This window comes from Rhodanobacter caeni, assembly GCF_039523575.1.
GTDB classification, from domain to species: Bacteria; Pseudomonadota; Gammaproteobacteria; order Xanthomonadales; family Rhodanobacteraceae; genus Rhodanobacter; species Rhodanobacter caeni.
Genome location: NZ_BAAAFO010000001.1, coordinates 898082 through 916109 on the forward strand (window position 1 = coordinate 898082; position 18028 = coordinate 916109).

The 18028-nt window shown below is 66.3% G+C and carries 17 protein-coding genes; 11 read left to right on the plus strand and 6 right to left on the minus strand.

Annotated features, from left to right (window positions below):
• Positions 1 to 10 precede the first annotated feature (10 nt).
• The 6 genes from bamB (at position 11) to tadA (ending at position 7653) form a co-directional block, all read left to right on the plus strand.
• The gene (bamB, locus tag ABD017_RS04160; RefSeq protein WP_343880423.1) at positions 11 to 1213 is read left to right on the plus strand and encodes an outer membrane protein assembly factor BamB; all 1203 of its coding nucleotides are present in this window, start codon (positions 11 to 13) and stop codon (positions 1211 to 1213) included.
• Between the two features lie 22 nt (positions 1214 to 1235).
• Positions 1236 to 2639, plus strand: a complete 1404-nt coding sequence (der, locus tag ABD017_RS04165; RefSeq protein ID WP_343880425.1) for a ribosome biogenesis GTPase Der — start codon at positions 1236 to 1238, stop codon at positions 2637 to 2639.
• Positions 2640 to 2804: 165 nt separating this feature from the next.
• On the plus strand, positions 2805 to 3674 hold the full coding sequence (gene folD, locus ABD017_RS04170) for a bifunctional methylenetetrahydrofolate dehydrogenase/methenyltetrahydrofolate cyclohydrolase FolD (protein ID WP_343880427.1): 870 nt from the start codon (positions 2805 to 2807) through the stop codon (positions 3672 to 3674).
• 83 nt (positions 3675 to 3757) lie between these two features.
• Complete coding sequence (gene guaB, locus ABD017_RS04175; RefSeq protein WP_343880429.1) at positions 3758 to 5215, plus strand: IMP dehydrogenase; 1458 nt, start codon at positions 3758 to 3760, stop codon at positions 5213 to 5215.
• A gap of 293 nt (positions 5216 to 5508) precedes the next feature.
• On the plus strand, positions 5509 to 7086 hold the full coding sequence (gene guaA / locus ABD017_RS04180; RefSeq protein WP_343880431.1) for a glutamine-hydrolyzing GMP synthase: 1578 nt from the start codon (positions 5509 to 5511) through the stop codon (positions 7084 to 7086).
• Between the two features lie 78 nt (positions 7087 to 7164).
• Positions 7165 to 7653, plus strand: coding sequence for a tRNA adenosine(34) deaminase TadA (tadA, locus tag ABD017_RS04185; protein ID WP_343880433.1), 489 nt, complete (start codon positions 7165 to 7167; stop codon positions 7651 to 7653).
• Between the two features lie 4 nt (positions 7654 to 7657).
• Here tadA and ABD017_RS04190 read toward each other — a convergent pair whose 3' ends face one another.
• A complete protein-coding gene (locus tag ABD017_RS04190; RefSeq protein ID WP_343880435.1) occupies positions 7658 to 8134 on the minus strand; it encodes a VOC family protein in 477 nt (158 codons plus the stop codon).
• Between the two features lie 261 nt (positions 8135 to 8395).
• On the opposite strand from ABD017_RS04190, the gene gntA reads away from it, so the two are divergent.
• From gntA to ABD017_RS04205, 3 genes are read left to right on the plus strand one after another with little or no spacing between them, the layout of a single operon-like run.
• Positions 8396 to 9166: a guanitoxin biosynthesis heme-dependent pre-guanitoxin N-hydroxylase GntA gene (gntA, locus tag ABD017_RS04195; RefSeq protein ID WP_343880437.1), complete on the plus strand. Its 771-nt coding sequence runs from the start codon at positions 8396 to 8398 to the stop codon at positions 9164 to 9166.
• A complete protein-coding gene (locus ABD017_RS04200) occupies positions 9163 to 9753 on the plus strand; it encodes a DUF1989 domain-containing protein (protein WP_343880439.1) in 591 nt (196 codons plus the stop codon). The genes gntA and ABD017_RS04200 overlap by 4 nt, the downstream gene beginning before the upstream one ends.
• Before the next feature lie 13 nt (positions 9754 to 9766).
• A complete protein-coding gene (locus ABD017_RS04205; protein ID WP_343880441.1) occupies positions 9767 to 10852 on the plus strand; it encodes a hypothetical protein in 1086 nt (361 codons plus the stop codon).
• 27 nt (positions 10853 to 10879) lie between these two features.
• Here the strand turns inward: ABD017_RS04205 and ABD017_RS04210 are convergent, their stop codons facing one another.
• Positions 10880 to 11845, minus strand: coding sequence for a cation diffusion facilitator family transporter (locus tag ABD017_RS04210; protein WP_343880443.1), 966 nt, complete (start codon positions 11843 to 11845; stop codon positions 10880 to 10882).
• A gap of 247 nt (positions 11846 to 12092) precedes the next feature.
• Here ABD017_RS04210 and ABD017_RS04215 point away from each other — a divergent pair, with 247 nt between their 5' ends.
• Positions 12093 to 12266, plus strand: coding sequence for a hypothetical protein (locus ABD017_RS04215; protein ID WP_343880445.1), 174 nt, complete (start codon positions 12093 to 12095; stop codon positions 12264 to 12266).
• A 39-nt stretch (positions 12267 to 12305) separates the two neighbouring features.
• Here the strand turns inward: ABD017_RS04215 and ABD017_RS04220 are convergent, their stop codons facing one another.
• Entirely contained in the window at positions 12306 to 12878 is a 573-nt protein-coding gene (locus ABD017_RS04220) for a cold shock domain-containing protein (RefSeq protein ID WP_343880447.1), read from the minus strand.
• Positions 12879 to 13142: 264 nt separating this feature from the next.
• Between ABD017_RS04220 and ABD017_RS04225 the strand changes: the two genes are divergently transcribed.
• Positions 13143 to 13535 carry a carboxypeptidase-like regulatory domain-containing protein gene (locus ABD017_RS04225; RefSeq protein ID WP_343880449.1) on the plus strand — a complete coding sequence of 131 codons (393 nt, stop codon included), beginning with the start codon at positions 13143 to 13145 and terminating at the stop codon, positions 13533 to 13535.
• A 118-nt stretch (positions 13536 to 13653) separates the two neighbouring features.
• On the opposite strand, the gene ABD017_RS04230 is transcribed toward ABD017_RS04225, so the two are convergent.
• From ABD017_RS04230 to ABD017_RS04240, 3 genes are all read right to left on the minus strand, one after another.
• Positions 13654 to 14475: an isocitrate lyase/PEP mutase family protein gene (locus ABD017_RS04230; RefSeq protein ID WP_343880451.1), complete on the minus strand. Its 822-nt coding sequence runs from the start codon at positions 14473 to 14475 to the stop codon at positions 13654 to 13656.
• Between the two features lie 133 nt (positions 14476 to 14608).
• The gene (locus ABD017_RS04235) at positions 14609 to 15322 is read right to left on the minus strand and encodes a ribonuclease H-like domain-containing protein (RefSeq protein ID WP_425543655.1); all 714 of its coding nucleotides are present in this window, start codon (positions 15320 to 15322) and stop codon (positions 14609 to 14611) included.
• Between the two features lie 173 nt (positions 15323 to 15495).
• Entirely contained in the window at positions 15496 to 17919 is a 2424-nt protein-coding gene (locus ABD017_RS04240; protein ID WP_343880455.1) for a DEAD/DEAH box helicase, read from the minus strand.
• Positions 17920 to 18028: the final 109 nt, after the last annotated feature.

The following is an 18028-nucleotide window of genomic DNA, read 5'->3' on the forward strand; positions in this document are numbered from 1 at the left end:
ATCCGGATCCATGAAACGAAAATCGCTGGGCCTGTTCGCCATCGCGGCTGCGTTTGCCATCGCCGGTTGCCATTCCTTCAAGAAGGAAAACATCCAGCCGCCGACGCCGCTGCCCGATGATTTCAAGCCAACGGTGCAGGTGGAAAAGCTGTGGAGCAACAGCGTCGGCGAAGGTGCCGGCGACAGCGGCGTGCGGCTGCGCCCCACCGTGGTCGATGGCGTGCTCTACGCCGACAGCACCGACGGCAAGCTGGTGGCGATGGATGCCGCCAGCGGCAAGAAGATCTGGTCGAAAAGTTCGAAGACCCATGGCTGGTTCGGTTGGGGCGACAAGAAGCGTCCGGACGCGTTTTATGCGGGCGGTCCGGCGGTCAGCGGCGATCTGCTCGCCGTCGGCACGCTGGACGGCCACGTCTATGGCATCAATGCCAAGGACGGCAGCCCGCGCTGGGAGGCGACGCTCAACTCCGAAGTGCTGGCCTCGCCGTTGATCAACGGCGGGCTGGTGCTGGTGCGCACCCAGGATGGCCGTGTCTATGGCCTGGATGCCGGCACCGGCGAACGTCGCTGGGTGTACGACCAGGGCAGCGTGCCGCTGCTCAGCCTGCGTGGCAACGGTGCCTTGCTGGCCGCCAACGGCGTGGTGTTTTTCGGCAGCGACGACGGCAAGCTGGTGGCACTGCGCCAGGACAACGGCGAAAAGCTGTGGGAGCAGAAGCTCTCCACCGGCGAGGGTCGCACCGACATCGAGCGCCTCAACGATGCCGACAATGCCATCCTGCTGGACGGCACCACGCTGTATGGCGGCGCCTACCACGGCAACCTGGTGGCCATCGACGGCCCCAGCGGCCGGCCGTTGTGGGCCCATCAGTTCTCCACGATGGATGGGCTTGCGGTCAATGGCAATGCCATTTTCGCCGTGAACGACGAATCGCAGGTGTGGGCGTTCGACAAGAACGGCGGCTCCGACCTCTGGAAGAACGACGCGCTGAAGTACCGCTGGCTCACCGGGCCGGCGGTGCAGGGCAATTACGTGGTGGTGGGTGACCTGGACGGCTACGTGCATTGGCTGCAAACCGGTGACGGTGCGCTCGCGGCCACCAAGCGGCTCTCCAAGAAAGCCATCCGCGCCCAGCCGTTGGTGGTAGGGGACGTCGTGTATGTGGAAGACGTGGAGGGCCGCATCGGCGCCTACCGTCTGTCCACCCGTTGATCGCGGGAACCCGCTGCCCATCATGCTGCCCGTCGTCGCGCTAGTTGGTCGTCCCAATGTCGGTAAATCGACCCTTTTCAACGTACTGACGCGCAGCCGCGACGCGCTGGTGGCGGACATGCCGGGCGTTACCCGGGATCGCCATTACGGCATTTGCCGCAGTGGCGCGCGCCCCTTCGTGGTGGTCGATACCGGCGGCTTGTCCGGCATCGACGAAGCCATGGACGTGCTTACCGCCAAGCAGGTGCGCCTGGCGATCCAGGAAGCCGACGTACTGGTGTTCGTGGTCGATGCCCGCGACGGCCTGCTGCCGCAGGACTACACCATCCTCAACGAGCTGCGCCGCAGCGGCAAGCCGATCGTGGCTGCGGTCAACAAGACCGACGGGCTCGATGACCAGGCCGTGCTGGCGGAGTTCTCGGCATTCGGCCTTGGCGCCATCCTGCCGTTGTCCGCCGCGCACAGCCGTGGCACGGGCGAACTGATCAGTGCGCTGTTACCGCTGCTTCCCGCCGACAGCGAAGGCTCCGCCGAGGAGAGCGAGGAGGATGGCAGCATCCGGGTGGCGGTCGTCGGCCGCCCGAACGCGGGCAAATCCACCCTGATCAACCGTCTCTTGGGCGAAGACCGGCTGATCGTCTCCGACGTGGCCGGCACCACCCGCGACCCCATCCGCGTGCCGCTAGAGCGCGACGGCAAGCGCTACACACTGATCGATACCGCCGGCGTCCGGCGCAAGGCGCGGGTCGAGGAAGCGGTGGAGAAATTCAGCGTCATCAAGACACTGCAGTCGATCGCCGCCGCCCAGGTCGTGGTGGTGATGATCGATGCCCGCGAGAACCTCGCCGACCAGGATCTCACGCTGATCGGCCACGCGGTGGACGAGGGCAGGGCGCTGGTGATCGCGATCAACAAGTGGGACGACATGGACCCGTACCAGCGCGACGAATGCCGCCGCGCGCTGGATCGCCGGCTGGTCTTCGTCGACTGGGCCAAGCAGGTGCAGATTTCCGCGCTGCATGGTTCGGGCCTGCGCGAATTGATGCGCGCCGTGGTGCGGGCCCACGCCTCGGCGACCAAGGTGCTGGTGTCGTCCGACCTCACCAAGACCCTCGAAAAGGCGTACGAGAGCTATCAGCCGCCGCTGGTGCACGGGCATTCGCCCAAGCTGCGCTTCGCCCACCCGGGCGGGAGCAATCCACCCACCATCGTCATCCACGGTACGCGCACCAAGCACATCGCACCGGCCTATCAGCGCTACCTGGAAAACTTCTTCCGCAAACGCTACAAGCTGGAAGGCACGCCGATTCGCATTGCCTTCCGCGAAAGCGAGAACCCGTATGCCGGCCGCAAGAAAGTGCTGACCCGGGAACAGGAAAAGAAGGCAAGGCGCCGGGTCAGCGAGCTGATCAAGCGCACGCGCTGAGCTTGCGCAAACTCCGTCGCAGCCGCGGCGTCGCTCGCGAAGGCGCAAACCCTGCCGCAAGGTCCGATGGGCGGCACGGCTTGTTCGGCGGATTTCCCTGAGCCTTTTGTTTGTGTGCGTCCCGGCTAGCGTCGATAATGCATGCCTTTGCATACGGGCAGGATCATGAGCGCACGCATTCTCGACGGCAAACGCATTGCGCAGGAATTGCTGGGGCGCATCGGCCGACGCGTGGCGGCACGCAAGGCGCTGGGCTTGCCGCCGCCCGGCCTGGCGGTGATCCTGGTGGGTACGGATGCGGGTTCCATGGTCTACGTGCGCAAGAAGCGCGAAGCCTGCGAGCAAGCCGGGTTTCGCTCGTTCGCGCACGACTTGCCCGCCGAGACCTCGCAGGAGGCGTTGTTTGCGCTGATCGACCAGCTCAATGCCGATCCGGAAGTGCACGGCATCCTGGTGCAGTCGCCGTTGCCGCCGCACATCGACGAAGACGCGATGGTCGACCGGATCGATCCGGCCAAGGACGTCGATGGCTTCCAGGCCATCAACGTGGGGCGACTGGCATTGCGGCGTTTCGGCTTGCGCCCGTGCACACCCAAGGGCGTGATGACCTTGCTGGGACACACCGATCGTCCGGTGCGCGGCCAGCACGCGGTGGTGGTCGGCGTGTCCAACCACGTGGGGCGTCCGTTGGTGCTGGAGTTGATGATCGCCGGCTGCACCACGACCTGTTGCCATCGTTTCACGCGTGACCTGGAGAGCTTCGTGCGCCAGGCCGACATCCTGGTGGTAGCGGTGGGCAAGCCGGGCCTGGTGAAGGGCGACTGGATCAAGCCCGGCGCGGTGGTGATCGACGTGGGCATCAATCGGCTCGACGACGGCCGACTGGTGGGCGATGTGGATTTCAAGGCGGCTGCGCAGCGTGCCAGCTGGATCACGCCGGTGCCCGGCGGCGTGGGCCCGATGACGGTGGCCACGCTGCTGGAAAACACGCTGGAAGCGGCGGAAGCGAACGCGATTTCCACCCGATCTGCCTGAAAAAAGCGCGATGGCCAGCGAGCCATCTGGCGAGCAACACGGTACGCCGCGTATAATTCCCTCTTTGCAGCGGGACTTTTCGCATGCGCATCCTCGCCGAGGCCCTGACCTACGACGACGTTTTTCTGGTTCCCGGCCACTCCATCGTGTTGCCGCGCGACGTCGACACCTCCACCCGGTTTACCCGCAACCTGCGTCTGAACATCCCCATCGTGTCCGCCGCGATGGATACGGTGACCGAAGCGCGCCTGGCCATCACCATGGCGCAGAACGGCGGCATCGGCATCATCCACAAGAACATGACGGCCGAGCAGCAGGCGGCCGAAGTGCGATTGGTGAAGAAGTTCGAGGCTGGCGTGATCCGCAGCCCGATCACCGTGGGCCCTGAAACCTCGATCCGCGAAGTGCTGCGCCTCACCCATGCGCACAACATCTCCGGCGTGCCGGTGGTCGAGGGCAGCAAGCTGGTGGGCATCGTCACCAGCCGCGACCTGCGCTTCGAGCGCAAGCACGATGACCCGGTGCGCAACATCATGACCCGCGAGGACAAACTGGTGACCGTGCGCGAAGGCGCCAGCCAGGATGAAGTGCTGTTGCTGCTGCACAAGCACCGCATCGAGAAGGTGCTGGTGGTGAACGACGCGTTCCAGTTGCGCGGCTTGATCACGGTGAAGGATATCCAGAAGGCGCGCGACAACCCCAATGCGGCGAAGGATCACCACGAGGCCTTGCTGGTCGGCGCTGCGGTGGGCGTCTCTGGCGATACCGAGCAGCGCGTGGCCGCGCTGGTGGATGCCGGTGTGGACGTGCTGGTGGTGGATACCGCGCATGGCCATTCGCAGGGCGTGATCGACCGCGTGGGCTGGGTAAAGAAACACTATCCGCAGGTGCAGGTGATCGCGGGCAACATCGTCACCGGCGAGGCGGCGCGCGCGCTGCTGGACGTGGGCGTGGACGCGGTGAAGGTGGGCGTGGGCCCCGGTTCGATCTGCACCACGCGCGTGGTGGCCGGCGTGGGCGTGCCGCAGATCACCGCCATCGACATGGTGGCCACGGCGCTGAAGGACGAGATCCCGTTGATCGCCGATGGCGGCATCCGCTATTCCGGCGATATTCCCAAGGCGCTCGCCGCGGGCGCGTCGAGCGTGATGCTCGGCTCGATGTTCGCCGGTACCGAGGAATCCCCCGGTGAGGTCGAGCTGTTCCAGGGCCGCTCGTACAAGAGTTATCGCGGCATGGGCTCGATCGGTGCGATGGCGCTGGGTTCGAAGGACCGTTATTTCCAGGAAGAGGCCGACGCGGACAAGCTGGTGCCCGAAGGTATCGAAGGCCGCGTGCCGTACCGCGGCCCGCTGCGCAACATCATCCATCAGCTGATCGGCGGCCTGCGTGCCTCGATGGGTTACCTGGGCGCGGCCACGATCGAGGACGTGCGCAGCAAGGCCCAGTTCGTGAAGGTTACTTCCGCCGGCGTCACCGAGGCGCATCCGCACGACATCCAGATCACCAAGGAAGCGCCGAATTACCGGTTGAATTCGTGATCCGGGAGGGAAGGGTGCTCATTACCATGCTCGCCCTTCCCACTACACGCCGTACCACACCGTCGTCATCCCGGCGAAAGCCGGAGGAGCTCTACAACAGCCGAAGGCTGGTCATCCAGCGCCTTCCCAAGCTTCGCGGCACAAGTCACTGGATCCCGGCTTTCGCCGGGATGACGGATGTGGGGAATCGTCGCTCCACGCAGCTTTCGGCTTTCGCCGGGGCGACCGACATGCCGCTTCGGTTACCCGTCGCACTCGTTCGCCCATCCTTTCCCGATACCAGTCCGCCGCTCATGACCAACATCCACTCCCACAAAATACTCATCCTCGATTTTGGCGCGCAGTACACGCAGCTGATCGCGCGGCGCATCCGCGAGATCGGGGTGTATTGCGAGATCTGGGCGTGGGATCACGATCCGACACAGATTGCCGCGTTCGGCGCCAAGGGCATCATCCTGTCGGGCGGGCCCGAATCCACCACGCTGGCCGATGCGCCCAAGGCACCGCGGCAAGTGTTCGATGCCGGTGTGCCGATCCTGGGCATCTGCTACGGCATGCAGACGATGGCGGCGCAGTTGGGTGGCGCCACCGAAGCGGCCGAGGCGCGCGAGTTTGGCCACGCCAGCGTGGACATCATTGCCCCCAGCCGCCTGTTCGACGGCCTCAACGATCATCCGGGCGACCACAAGCTCGACGTGTGGATGAGTCACGGCGACCATGTCGCCACCGCGCCGCCCGGTTTCACGGTCACTGGCCGCACCGCGCGCATCCCCGTGGCGGTGATGGAGAACGACGACAAGCGGTGGTACGGCGTGCAGTTCCACCCGGAAGTCACCCACACCAAGCAGGGCGAGCCGCTGCTGAAGCGCTTCGTCAGCGAGATCTGCGGTTGCGCCACGCTGTGGACGGCGGCCAACATCATCGACGACCAGATTGCCCGCGTGCGCGAGCAGGTGGGTGATGACCATGTGTTGCTGGGCCTGTCCGGCGGCGTCGATTCCTCCGTGGTGGCCGCGCTGCTGCACAAGGCCATCGGTGACCGGCTGACCTGCGTGTTCGTCGACACCGGCCTGTTGCGCTGGAAAGAGGGCGACCAGGTGATGGCGACCATGGCCGAGCACATGGGCGTCAAGGTGATCCGTGTCGACGCCGCCGACCGCTATTTCAAGGCGCTCGAAGGCGTGGCCGACCCCGAGGCCAAGCGCAAGATCATCGGCGGGCTGTTCATCGAGATCTTCGACGAGGAGTCGGCAAAGATCACCGCCGACGGCAGCAAGGTGAAATGGCTGGCGCAGGGCACGATCTACCCCGACGTGATCGAGTCGGCCGGCAGCAAGACCGGCAAGGCCCACGTCATCAAGAGCCACCACAACGTGGGCGGACTGCCCGCGCACATGCAGCTGAAGCTGGTCGAGCCGCTGCGCGAACTGTTCAAGGACGAGGTGCGCCGCATCGGCGTGGCGCTTGGCCTGCCGCGCGCGATGGTCTATCGCCACCCGTTCCCCGGCCCGGGCCTGGGCGTGCGCATCCTGGGCGAAGTGAAACGCGAATACGCCGAGCTGCTGGCCCAGGCCGATGCGATCTTCATCGACGAGCTGCGCAAGGCCGACCTGTACGACACCACCAGCCAGGCGTTCGCCGTATTCCTGCCGGTGAAATCGGTGGGCGTGGTGGGCGATGCGCGCGCGTACGAGTGGGTGATCGCGCTGCGCGCGGTGGAAACCATCGACTTCATGACGGCGCACTGGGCGCACCTGCCGTACGACTTCCTTGGCAAGGTTTCAAATAGAATTATCAATGAGTTGCGCGGTGTTTCTCGCGTAGTCTATGACATCAGTGGCAAGCCGCCCGCAACCATCGAGTGGGAGTAGGAAAATCAGTCACCTACGCAAGCCCAGGGAGGCCGGCAACTTGCCGGCTTTCTCATGTATGAACCACAATGCATTGAAATGACTGAAGAAAATACCGGAGCCACCAACGCCTTTTCGGCGGCCGATATTCGGCACATGCGTCACGCCCTGCAACTGGCGGCGCATGCCCGCGATGCCGAGGGCGAAGTCCCGGTGGGTGCGGTGCTGGTGCAGGGGGAGGAGGTGATTGGCCTGGGCTGGAACCGCAACATCACCTTGCACGATCCGACTGCCCACGCCGAGGTGATGGCGATGCGCGCGGCAGGCGAGAAAATGGCCAATCACCGGCTGACCGGCGCCACGCTTTACGTCACGCTGGAGCCGTGCGTGATGTGCGCGATGGCGATGATCCACGCCCGCCTCGGCCGCGTCGTCTACGCCGCCGTCGACCCCAAGACCGGCGCCGCCGGCGGCATGTTCGACACGCTGGTCGACGAGCGCCACAACCATCGCATCGAGGTGGCCGGCGGCCTGCTGGCCGAGGAATCGGCCCGCATGCTGCGCGAGTTCTTCCGCGCGCGTCGCTGAGCCATCAATCGGCGACGGTGGCCAGGACGCCGTCGGCGGCGCTGTCGGCGTGGCTGTCGAGCAACTGCAGCGGCATGCCCCACGGCGCCAGGAAGTCGAGCACCATCCGGCCGGCCAGCGGGCCGGAGGTCAAGCGGTGGGGTGAACCGTTCACCGTGACGCCTTCGCGGCGCAGCCAGTCGCCGCCGTGCCGCAGGTCGTCGGCGACGAACCGCAGCGGCTGATCCGGCTTGGCCGACGCGGCGGGAACGCCGCGGTTGTCGAACAGCTCGACGATAGAGCCGGTATCGCAGGACAAGAGCACGGAGCTGGCCGACTTCCTGGTGACGTTCGCATCGATCGGCCGGCAATCCAGCACGTCCTGGAAGAACGTCACCGCCTGCGCCATATCCGGCACGCCGACCCGCGCGTAACCGGTGCCGTACAAGGTGGCCGCGCCGGCGCTCGGCGACGCCATCGCCGCCAGGGCGAGGGCGAGCAAGCACAACGTGTGCAACAACATCGAAGACCGTGATTTGCGCATGGCGCGACATCCGGGTGCCTATGACGGTGACTGGATGGGCGCGGGCGAGGCCGGACAAAAGCCAGCCATCCATGATCAATGCGTTTCCGGTTGCGAACGATCGTCCGTGGCAACGGGCCCGTCCAGCACGCCGCTCGTGGGCGGCGTGATCCATGCGCCCACGCGCCACGTGGCGGCTCTTCACGCGAGCTAGGCAACGGCGTCCGTAGATTCGATGGGATGAAAAATGACGAATCTGGCGCATTTGCCCGCCTCGGCGACGAGAACTTCGAGTACTCGCACGACTACCTGCGCGCACCGCCAGCTGGCGGGGCGGCTGCGCTCAAGCCATCGGCGCTGGAGCGCGCGTTCGAGCAGTTCGTGGCGGAAAGGGACTTCCCCTGCCTGGGCGCCAAGTCGGCGCAGAGTCGCGGGCGCCTGCATTACCTGCACGCCCGCGACATCGAAAGCGACAGCGCGGACCGGCTGATCACCGCCGGCGTGCAGGCGTTTGCCGCCGATGTCACCAGCCACAGCATGTTCGTGAGCCTGGTGGTGCTGTTTCCGCGTTCGGCGCGGCTGTCCGAGCAGGCTTTCGAAACGGCGCTGTGGCAACGCCTGCAATCGATCCATGCGCTGGATCGGGCCTCGTATCGCTGGGACCCCAACGTCAGCAGCGATCCGGCTTCGGCACGTTTCAGCATGAGCGTGGGCGGGCGCGCGTTCTACGTGATCGGTCTGCACCCGGATGCCAGCCGCCCGGCGCGCCGCTTCTCCTGCCCGGCGATGGTGTTCAACCTGCACAGCCAGTTCGAACGCCTGCGCGAGGACGGCCGCTACCCCAGGCTGCGACGGGCGATCATCGAACGCGACGTGGCGTTTTCCGGATCGGCCAACCCGATGCTGGCCGTGCATGGCGAAAGCCCCGAAGCACGCCAGTACAGCGGCCGCCAGCTGGACGCCGGCTGGGTTTGCCCGTTCCATGCCGAAAACGAAGGAAACCCCGGATGATCCACACCATCGCGCCGCGCAGCGGGGTGGCGTTCGAACTGAAGCGCGGTGAGCTCTTGAAGGTGATCGACCCGATGGGCGAGCAGGTGGCCGACCTGGTGGCGTTCAACCGCCACGACATCGGGGAGGCCATCTCGTCGGGACGCAGCATCGACTACGCCAGCAGGATCTACCTCAGCACCGGCGATCCGATCTATTCCAACCGCAGCGGCATCATGCTGCTGATTCGCGAGGACACCGTCGGGCGGCATGATTTCCTGCTGTCGCCCTGTTCGGCCGAGATGTTCCGCATCATCTACGGCGACGCCCATCCGCACCGGGGCTGCTTCGGCAACCTGGCCGCGGCGCTTGCCCCGCATGGCGTGCAGCCCGATGCGATCCCGACGGCGTTCAACGTTTTCATGAACGTGCCGATCGACGCACGAACCGGCGCGATCCGGGTAGAGCCGCCGCTGAGCGCGGCAGGCGACTACATCACATTCGAGGCGCAAATGGATCTGCTGATCGGTCTCACGGCCTGCTCGGCGGGCCAGTCGAACAACTTCAGCTACAAGCCCATCCAGTACGAGGTATCGGCCGGTGCCTGAGGTGTCCACCGGCATGCACGCAAACGCTTCGGTGGCGCGATCGCTGGCTGGCGCGAGGGCAGGGCGAGGCGCCCTGGAGTGCCTGCCCAAATGGCTGAACCTGGTGCCGATGGTGTTGCAGTGGTGCTGGTTGGGCCTGCGCTACCGCAGCGTGACCTTGCCATCGGCAGCCAACCCGGCGATCACCACGGGCGGATTGGTGGGCGATGGCAAGGCGGAATATTTCGCCGGCATGGGACAGCACGCGCTTTCGATGACGGCGCCTTTCGCGATGCTGCAGGCCAATGGCGACGATGCGCTGGCGCAGGCGCTGATGCGGATGCATGCCACCGGGCTCACGTTCCCGGTCGTGGTCAAGCCCGAGCGCGGCTGGTGCGGTTTTGGCGTGCAGCGGATCGACAACACGCCGCAATTGGCCGTCTATCTGGCGGGCTATCCGAGGGGCGAGCCGCTGATGCTGCAGCGTCACCTGGACGAACCGGGCGAAGCGGGGATTTTCTACGCCCGCATGCCCGGGCAAGCCACCGGCAGGATCTGCGGCATCGTGCTGCGCCACTACCCGCAGGTGATCGGTGACGGTGCCAGCACCGTGTCGCAGCTGATCGCCGCCGATCCGCGGCTGCGTCGCGCCCATCGATCACGCCGGCACCGTTTTCGCTGCGACCTCGCGCAGATACCGCCGGCCGGCCAATCGGTGCGGCTGTCGCTGATTGGGTCCATCCGCGCCGGCGGGCGCTACGAGGATGGCAGCGAACTGGCCGGCGGCGAACTGACCGCGGCGGTCGATGCCATCGCACGGGACATGCCGCACTTCCACGTCGGCCGGTTCGACGTGCGCTATGCCAGCGTGGCGGATCTGCGCCAGGGTCGGTTTCGCATCATGGAAGTCAACGGTGCGGGCTCCGAGGCGGTCTACGCCTGGGACCCGAAATACTCGTTGCGTGAGGCTTATCGCATGGTCTTTGCCAAACAGCGGATGCTGTTCGAGATGGGTGCGGCCAACCGGGCGCGCGGCCATCGTCCCGTCGGCGCGCTGGCACTTGCCCGGCATTTCCTGCGCCAGCAGAAGCTGATCCACCGGTATCCGCCCTCCAATTGAGCATCGGTGCCCGCGCCGCGGCGGCGATCAATCCGGGGTTTCCCGGTTGTTCCGTTCGATGGCGGCCCGGCGCGTCTTCCACACTTCCGCCGTCTGCGGCTTGACGAACAAAGTCAGCAACTCCGCGTGCGCGGCCTTGGCGCCTTTCTCGATGCGGTGAATGCAGGTTTCGATCTGCGGCGTGGTCAGCGCGTCCTCGAACTCGGCACTCAGCGCCGCCACCACCTGATTCGGGCCCATCTGCATCGTCAGCACGCCGTTGGCGCAACGCACGCCCGGATCATTCGCCGCGATGGCAAGGATCGCCTCGCGCACCACCGGATGGGCCGGCTCGCCAAGCAGCAAACCCTTGCTTTCGCGCGCCAGCAGGATCGCCGACACGGTGAGCACCAGGGCGATGCCGATCGACGCCACGCCATCGAGCCGCGGCTCGCTGAACGCGTGCGAACCGAGCACGCCCAGGAAGGCGATCAGCAGGCCGAGCAGGGCGGCGCTGTCTTCCAGCAGGACGGTGAACGTGCTGGGGTCCTTGCTCTGCCGGAACGCCTCGAAATAACCGAGCTTGCCCTTGTGGCGGCGAAACTCGCGCAGCGCGATCACCCAGGAGGTGCCCTCGAAAACCACCGACACCGCCAGCACGATGTAGTTGATCGCGGGGTTGGCCATCGCCTCCGGCTGGCGCATGTGCGCCACGCCCTCGTAGAACGACACCCCCGCGCCCAGCGCCAGCACCAGCAGCGCCACGATGAAACTCCAGAAATACAGCTCGCGGCCGTGGCCGAACGGGTGTGCATCATCCGGCGGCGCCTTGGCCCGATGCAGGCCGTACAGCAACAGCACCTCGTTGACCGTATCCACCAGCGAATGCACGCCCTCGCTGAGCATCGCCGAGCTGCCGGAGAACGCCGCCGCCACGAACTTGCTGGCCGCGATCAGCAGATTGCCGCCCAGCGCCACATACACCACTACGCTGGAACCGGACGCTGTGGACATGACGGGTCTCCTGCAGTGGCGTGATGCGACGGGAAGGTGTCGCCACGACAAGCGACCGCGCCATCTTGCACGGCCGGCTTTCCACGGAAAGTGAATGCCACCGATGAAGGACGATCGGCCTGTTCACGGCAGGAAACGCACCGATCGCGAAGCCGGACTTTTCCGGCCTGGGTCGCGCACCGATATCGGATGCACCCAAACCTGTCATGCGCCGCTGCGATCGGGCGCACATCATGGAAACGCTCCGATGAAACGTCACCTGTCCACCTTGCTGCAGCGCAAGCGCTCCGAGTTTGATGGCGCTTCCCATGCCTCCGCGCCGGCAACCCGGCGTGCGAATGCCGTTCCGACGGAATTGAACGGATACGACTGGCTGCAACGGATCAAGCGTGCGCGCATGGTCCGCGTCTCCGGTGCCTGAAACGGTCAGGCGGCCAGGCAACGCGGCGCCATTGAAGGCTCAATCGGTCCCGCACCACTGGTGTTCGCAAGGCTCGCCATCGCCGTCACCGTCCATCTGGGTGCCGGGACATTGCCTGAGGAAATAGGTGGCCTCCGCGCATGACGTCATCTGCGAACAACGGGTACGGCCGTCGCAGCTGAACGTTTGATCGGGGATGCTCGGCCTGGCCCGGATGGCGTGCGCCGCGGGTTCCGTGTGCGCGGCACGTCCCGGCGCAAGCCATGCCCGGCCATACCAACCGGCAACGCCCAACGCCAGCAAACCCAGGATCATCACCGCGGTGCCTGCGCGGCGCGTCGCGGGTGGCGCGCCATGGGTGGCTGCGGGAGGTCCGGCACGGCGGCTGCCAGGGCGCATGATGCGAACGGCGCGCTTCTTTCCGTCCTGGCGAAGATCGATTTCGAACGACACGAGCTCGCCGATGCGTGGCCGAACGCCGTCGCGCGGGAAGGCGGAAACATGCACGAAAATCTCCTCCGTGCCTGTCGCCGGTTCGATGAAGCCGAAGCCGCGATCGTCATTCCATTTCACCAGCGTTCCGTGGCTTCGCATGGGCGTGGCTTCCTTCATTCTTGTCACGACGGGACGTGGCGCGATGTTCCGGCGAGGGCGTCGACAGCGTCAAGCGATGCGCCGGTTCTCCCCCAAACGTCATGGCCGATTCGTGACCTCTGACCCTTCGTGGACGGCGTGGGCGCGGCATACGCTGCGCGCGTCGATCTGGTTCCGGTGAGGGTGATTCCACCGGCGGCAGATGGACGCTTCAACTTCATACGAGCTGGCTGCCATCCCCATGGCGGCTCGTCCCGACGCATGGAAAAAAAGGAAAATCCCATGAACCATTTCAGCTCTCCCTCTCCCCGCCATTTCCATCGCTTCTCCTTCCGCGGCCTGGCGGTTGCCGCCGTCCTTGGTGCCTGCGGCATGGTGGGCTCCGTCGCGGTCCAGGCCCAGGCCACCGCCGGCCACATCTTCGGAAAGGCGCCGGCGGGTGACACCGTAAGGGCGAGAAGCACCACCACCGGCCTGCAGCGCCACGTCGAGGTGGACGCCAAGGGCCGCTACTCGATCAGCGCCTTGCCGGTCGGTATCTACACGGTGACGCTGGAGGAAAACGGCAAGCCCGTGGTCAAGCACCTGAACGTTGGCGTTGTCGTGAATCGCGGCATCAAGGTCGATTTCGATTGCACGCAAGGCCAGTGCGGACAGGCTGCCGAAAACCGGTGATGCCGGTGGCGTGGCCGGCCAACACCCTGCGGGGCGGCAACCGGCCGCGCTGAATGCGTCATCGTCATGAAGTGCCCGGCGCCGGAAGACGCCGGACACTTGCGGTTCTGCCGCGGTTTTACTTTTGCCCGGTGTCGATGCCGTCGAACAAGTGGTTGATCGAAGCGTAATCCAGTGCCGGGCGTGCCGGGTGGCCTTCGCCGTCATGCAGGAAACGGTTCGCGAGCCCGGCCACGCATTCCATGGTGGCAATCGAAATCGACGCGCCGGCACTCAGTCGCCGCACGCCCAGGGCAGCCAGCTCCGCCACGCCTGGCAGGCCGGGTCGACTCATCACATTCAATGGCAAGCCCGCCTCCGCGACGAGGCGGCGGATGTCGTCCACATCGACCACGCCGGGCACGAACAGGTTGTCGGCACCGGCCGCGCGATATCGTGCTGCACGGGCCAGGGTTTCCCCGACGCGCTGGTCGTCGCTGGCGAGGCCGCGCAGATAGACGTCCGTGCGGGCGTTGACGAACAGATCGACGCCGCGCTGGGCGGCCATGCGCTTGATTCGCTCGATCTTGCTGGCGAGCAGGTCGGGGCTGTCGGCACCGTCTTCGATATTGATGCCGACGGCGCCAGCGTCGATCACGCGGGCGACATTGTCGGCGACGGTCGCGGGATCGCTGGCGTAACCGTCCTCGAAGTCGACGCTGAGCGGCACGCGAATCACGCGGACGATGCGGGCAACGGTGTCGGCCACGTGCTGAACGGGCAACTGGCTGCCATCGGCGTGGCCGTTGGCCCAGGCGACACCCGCGCTGGTGGTGGCAATGGCCCTGGCGCCGAGGCTTTCGATCAACCGGGCGCTGCCGGCGTCCCAGGCATTGGCGAGCAGCAGCAGGCCGTGCTGGTGCAACTGGCGGAAGGTGGCGGCGTGATTGGTGGCTGTCATCGGGGTGGCTCCGGCGAGTCGGTTGGAGATGGTTGCGAGTGTTTCATGCGGCGCGTTTCCGCGGCTCGCCGTTTTCGGTCAGCAACGCCTGGAGTTTCCCACTGTGCACCGTGTTGGCGTGGCTTGCGTGCATTCACTGGCGTGGCAATCGCGCCATGTGCAGCAACACGCCAGCCAGGCTTTTCAGGTCCTGCGCGTTGTGATGGGCCACCCGCCGCAGGTTCGCGGCCGATCCGCCGCGCAGGTAGGCGAGCCACGCCGCCGGCGCCTCCGCGCCCGGCAGGTCGTCTTCGCGAACCACGCCGAGCAGTTGCCGCTCGGCTGTGGCCAGGCGGCAGTTTTCCCATTGGCCTTTCCAGTGGCGGCGCACGGGATGCAGCAGGTCGAGGTGGCCCAGGCCGGTCAGCGGGTCGGGCAAGCGGGCCAGGCGGTAGCGCGTCTTGAGCAGGGGCGAGTCGTAGCATTTGCCGTTGTAGCTGACGAGCACGGTGTCGTCGGCCAGCCAACTGGCGAACGTGCGCAGCATGGCGGTTTCGGCGGCCATGGCTGTGATGGTGAGCTGGCGGATGCGAAAGCGACCCTCGTGCCAGTCGGCCGCGCCGATCATGAAGGCGCGGGTGCCGGTGCCGCCGGCCAGGCCGGTGGTTTCGGTGTCGAAGTGCAGCAGGCGGCGATGGTGTACCGGCTCCATCCGGGCAAAAGTGGCGTCGACGGTTTCGGGCGGAGCGAGCCAGTCGACGTGGGCTTCGGTGTAGCGCAGGCCGGGGGCAAGCTCGATGCCGGGGACGTCGCGGTCACTGGATGCCAGGTACGTTGGGCCGCGTTTGAGCTGGGCGTGGCGTTGCAACAGGCGGCGAACATCGGGTGAGAGGGATTTTTGCGTGATCGGTGACGGCGCTTTCGACTTCGCTGCGCCAAGCCTGTCCCGAGCCTTGTCGAAGGGCTCAGGGTGAACGGTTGTGGGAGAAGACGCTTGTCCCGCATCCGCGCGCAACTGCCGCAGTTTTTCGGCCAAGGCACTCACAGCGCCACCAGCAGCGCCAGCACGCGCAACGCCAGCGATTTGGGCGTCTGGACGTCCAAATTATCGTTGTGTTCGTCCGCAGCAAGTATGGGCCCCACGCAGCCGGGACAACCGGCGCGGCAGTCGCAGCGTTCGATCAGGGTGATCGACTGGGCGACCAGATCCTCGCGGCGCTGGAACAGCGGTTCGCTCTGGCCGATGCCGCCGGGGAAGGCGTCGTACAGGTAGACGGTGGGCGTGAACGGCGCATCGGGCGCCAGCGCGGCGGGCTGGCCGTCGCTGCCGCGCAGCTGGCCGCGGCCGTTGAGGTCGGCGCTGACGAACCAGGCGCCATCGCCGCTGCCCACCGATTTCTGCAGGTCGCGCGCCTCGGCCATCACTGCCACGGTGGCCACGATATGCAGCGCGTAGGCGGCGCCCAGGAAACCGTCCAGCGCCTGCTGCCGATCCGCGAATGCCGAAGCCAGCACGGCTTGCGACAGCTGCCACCAAACGGCGGTGGTGTGCAGCTCCTGGTCGGGCAGGTTGACCGGGCCGTAGCCGATGTTTTCATGCGAGTAGAAGCGGATTTTCTTGTAGCCGGGCACGCGGCGCACCACGTGCACTTCGCCGTGGTTTGCCTTCCCGCGGCCGGCGCCGGCGCTGTCGAAACAATCCAGCACCTTCAGCTTGGTGTAGTCGATGGCGTCGGTGTAGTAGTCGACTTCGGTGCGCGTGACGTAGGCCTTGCGGCCTTCCCAGTCCAGCCGCTCCACCTGGTAGGGCACCGACTGGATCATGTGGATGGCGCCTTCGTACAAGGTCACCGGCGCGGCGCTGTAATCGACCTCGGCGATGATGGTCTGGCGGCCGTTGGTGCGGTCGACCACCACGAAATTGCCGTCCGCCACCGCACGCAATGACACCGCGATGGCGGGGTAGCTGTCGGCGATCCACTCCCAGCGGTCGCCCTCGCGATGCAGCACGCCTTCCTCGCCCAGCACGTCCAGCCACGGCGTGGCGACCTCGTTGCCGAACATCTCCTCGCCCACGAACGGCAATTCGAACGCGGCGCAGCGGATGTGGTCGAGCAGGATCAATGGTTGATCCGGCTGGATGCGCGCGTGTTCGGGTGTGGCGCCCTGGAAGAACTCCGGGTGGCGCACCAGGTACTGGTCCAGCGGATCGGAGCTGGCCACCAGCACGCCCAGCGCGGACTGCTGCCGGCGCCCGGCGCGGCCGAAACGCTGCCACGTGGCGGCGACGGAACCGGGGTAGCCGTTCAGCACCACCGCGTCCAGCGCACCGATATCCACGCCCAGCTCCAGCGCCGAGGTGCTGACGATGCCGTCCACGCTGCCCGCGCGCATGTCGCGTTCGGCCGCGCGGCGCTCCTTCGGCAGGTAGCCGCCGCGGTAGGCGCGGATGCGCGGGCGCTTGCGCGGGTCGTGGTCGAATACGTCCTTGAGGTACTTGGTGAGCACCTCGACCATGCTGCGGCTCTGCGCGAACACCAGCGTCTTCAGCCCGGACTTGATCGCCAGCCGCGCGATGCGGTTGGTCTGCGAACGCGCCGACGCGCGCAGGCCAAGATCCGGGTTCACCACCGGCGGATTCCACAGCATCACGTGCTTCTCGCCGGTTGGCGCGCCACTTTCAACGATGGCGGTGACCGCATCCTCGATCAGCGCCTCGGCATGCTCGCGCGGGTTGCCGATGGTGGCCGAGCAGAGGATGAACTGCGGCGTCACGCCGTAGAACGCACACACCCGTTTCAGCCGGCGGATCACGTTGGCCACGTGCGAGCCGAACACGCCGCGATAGGTGTGCACCTCGTCGATCACCACGTAGCGCAGGTTCTCGAAGAACTGCGCCCACTTGGTGTGATGCGGCAGGATCGCCTGGTGCAGCATGTCCGGGTTGCTGACCACGATGTCGCCGTGCAGACGGATCGCCTGGCGCGCATCGCCGGGCGTGTCGCCGTCGAAGGTAAACGCCTTGACGCCCAACTCGCCGGCCTGGTTCAGTTCCAGCAACTCGGCCACCTGGTCCTGCGCCAGCGCCTTGGTGGGGAACAGGTACAGCGCCTTGGCGTGCTGCTGCATCGCCGCGCTGATCACCGGCAGCGTGTAGCACAACGACTTGCCCGACGCAGTGGGCGTGGCCACGGCCACATGCGCGCCGGCTTGGGTGGCGGCCCACGCTTCGGCCTGATGGCTGTAAAGCCGGTCGACGCCGCGGCTGCGCAAGGCCTGCGCCAGCGCGGGCGGCAAATCAGGCGGCAGCGGCGCGTAGATGCCTTCCTGCGCGGGCACCACGAAGGCACCGGTGATGCGTGCGGCGTAACGCTTGTTGAGCCGCTGCGCCAGCGAGCGGCCATCGCCGGGGCTGCGCAGCACCAGTTCGTCGGCGGCGTGGTAACGGTCGGGCAAGGCGTTCACGGGCGGATCTCGGCGGGCAGGGCGGCATGACAGCAAGGGGTGGTCTCATCCGCTGAGATCGCGCGGAGCAAGACTGAAGCCGCACCGCGACGTTCATCTTTCTCTTCTT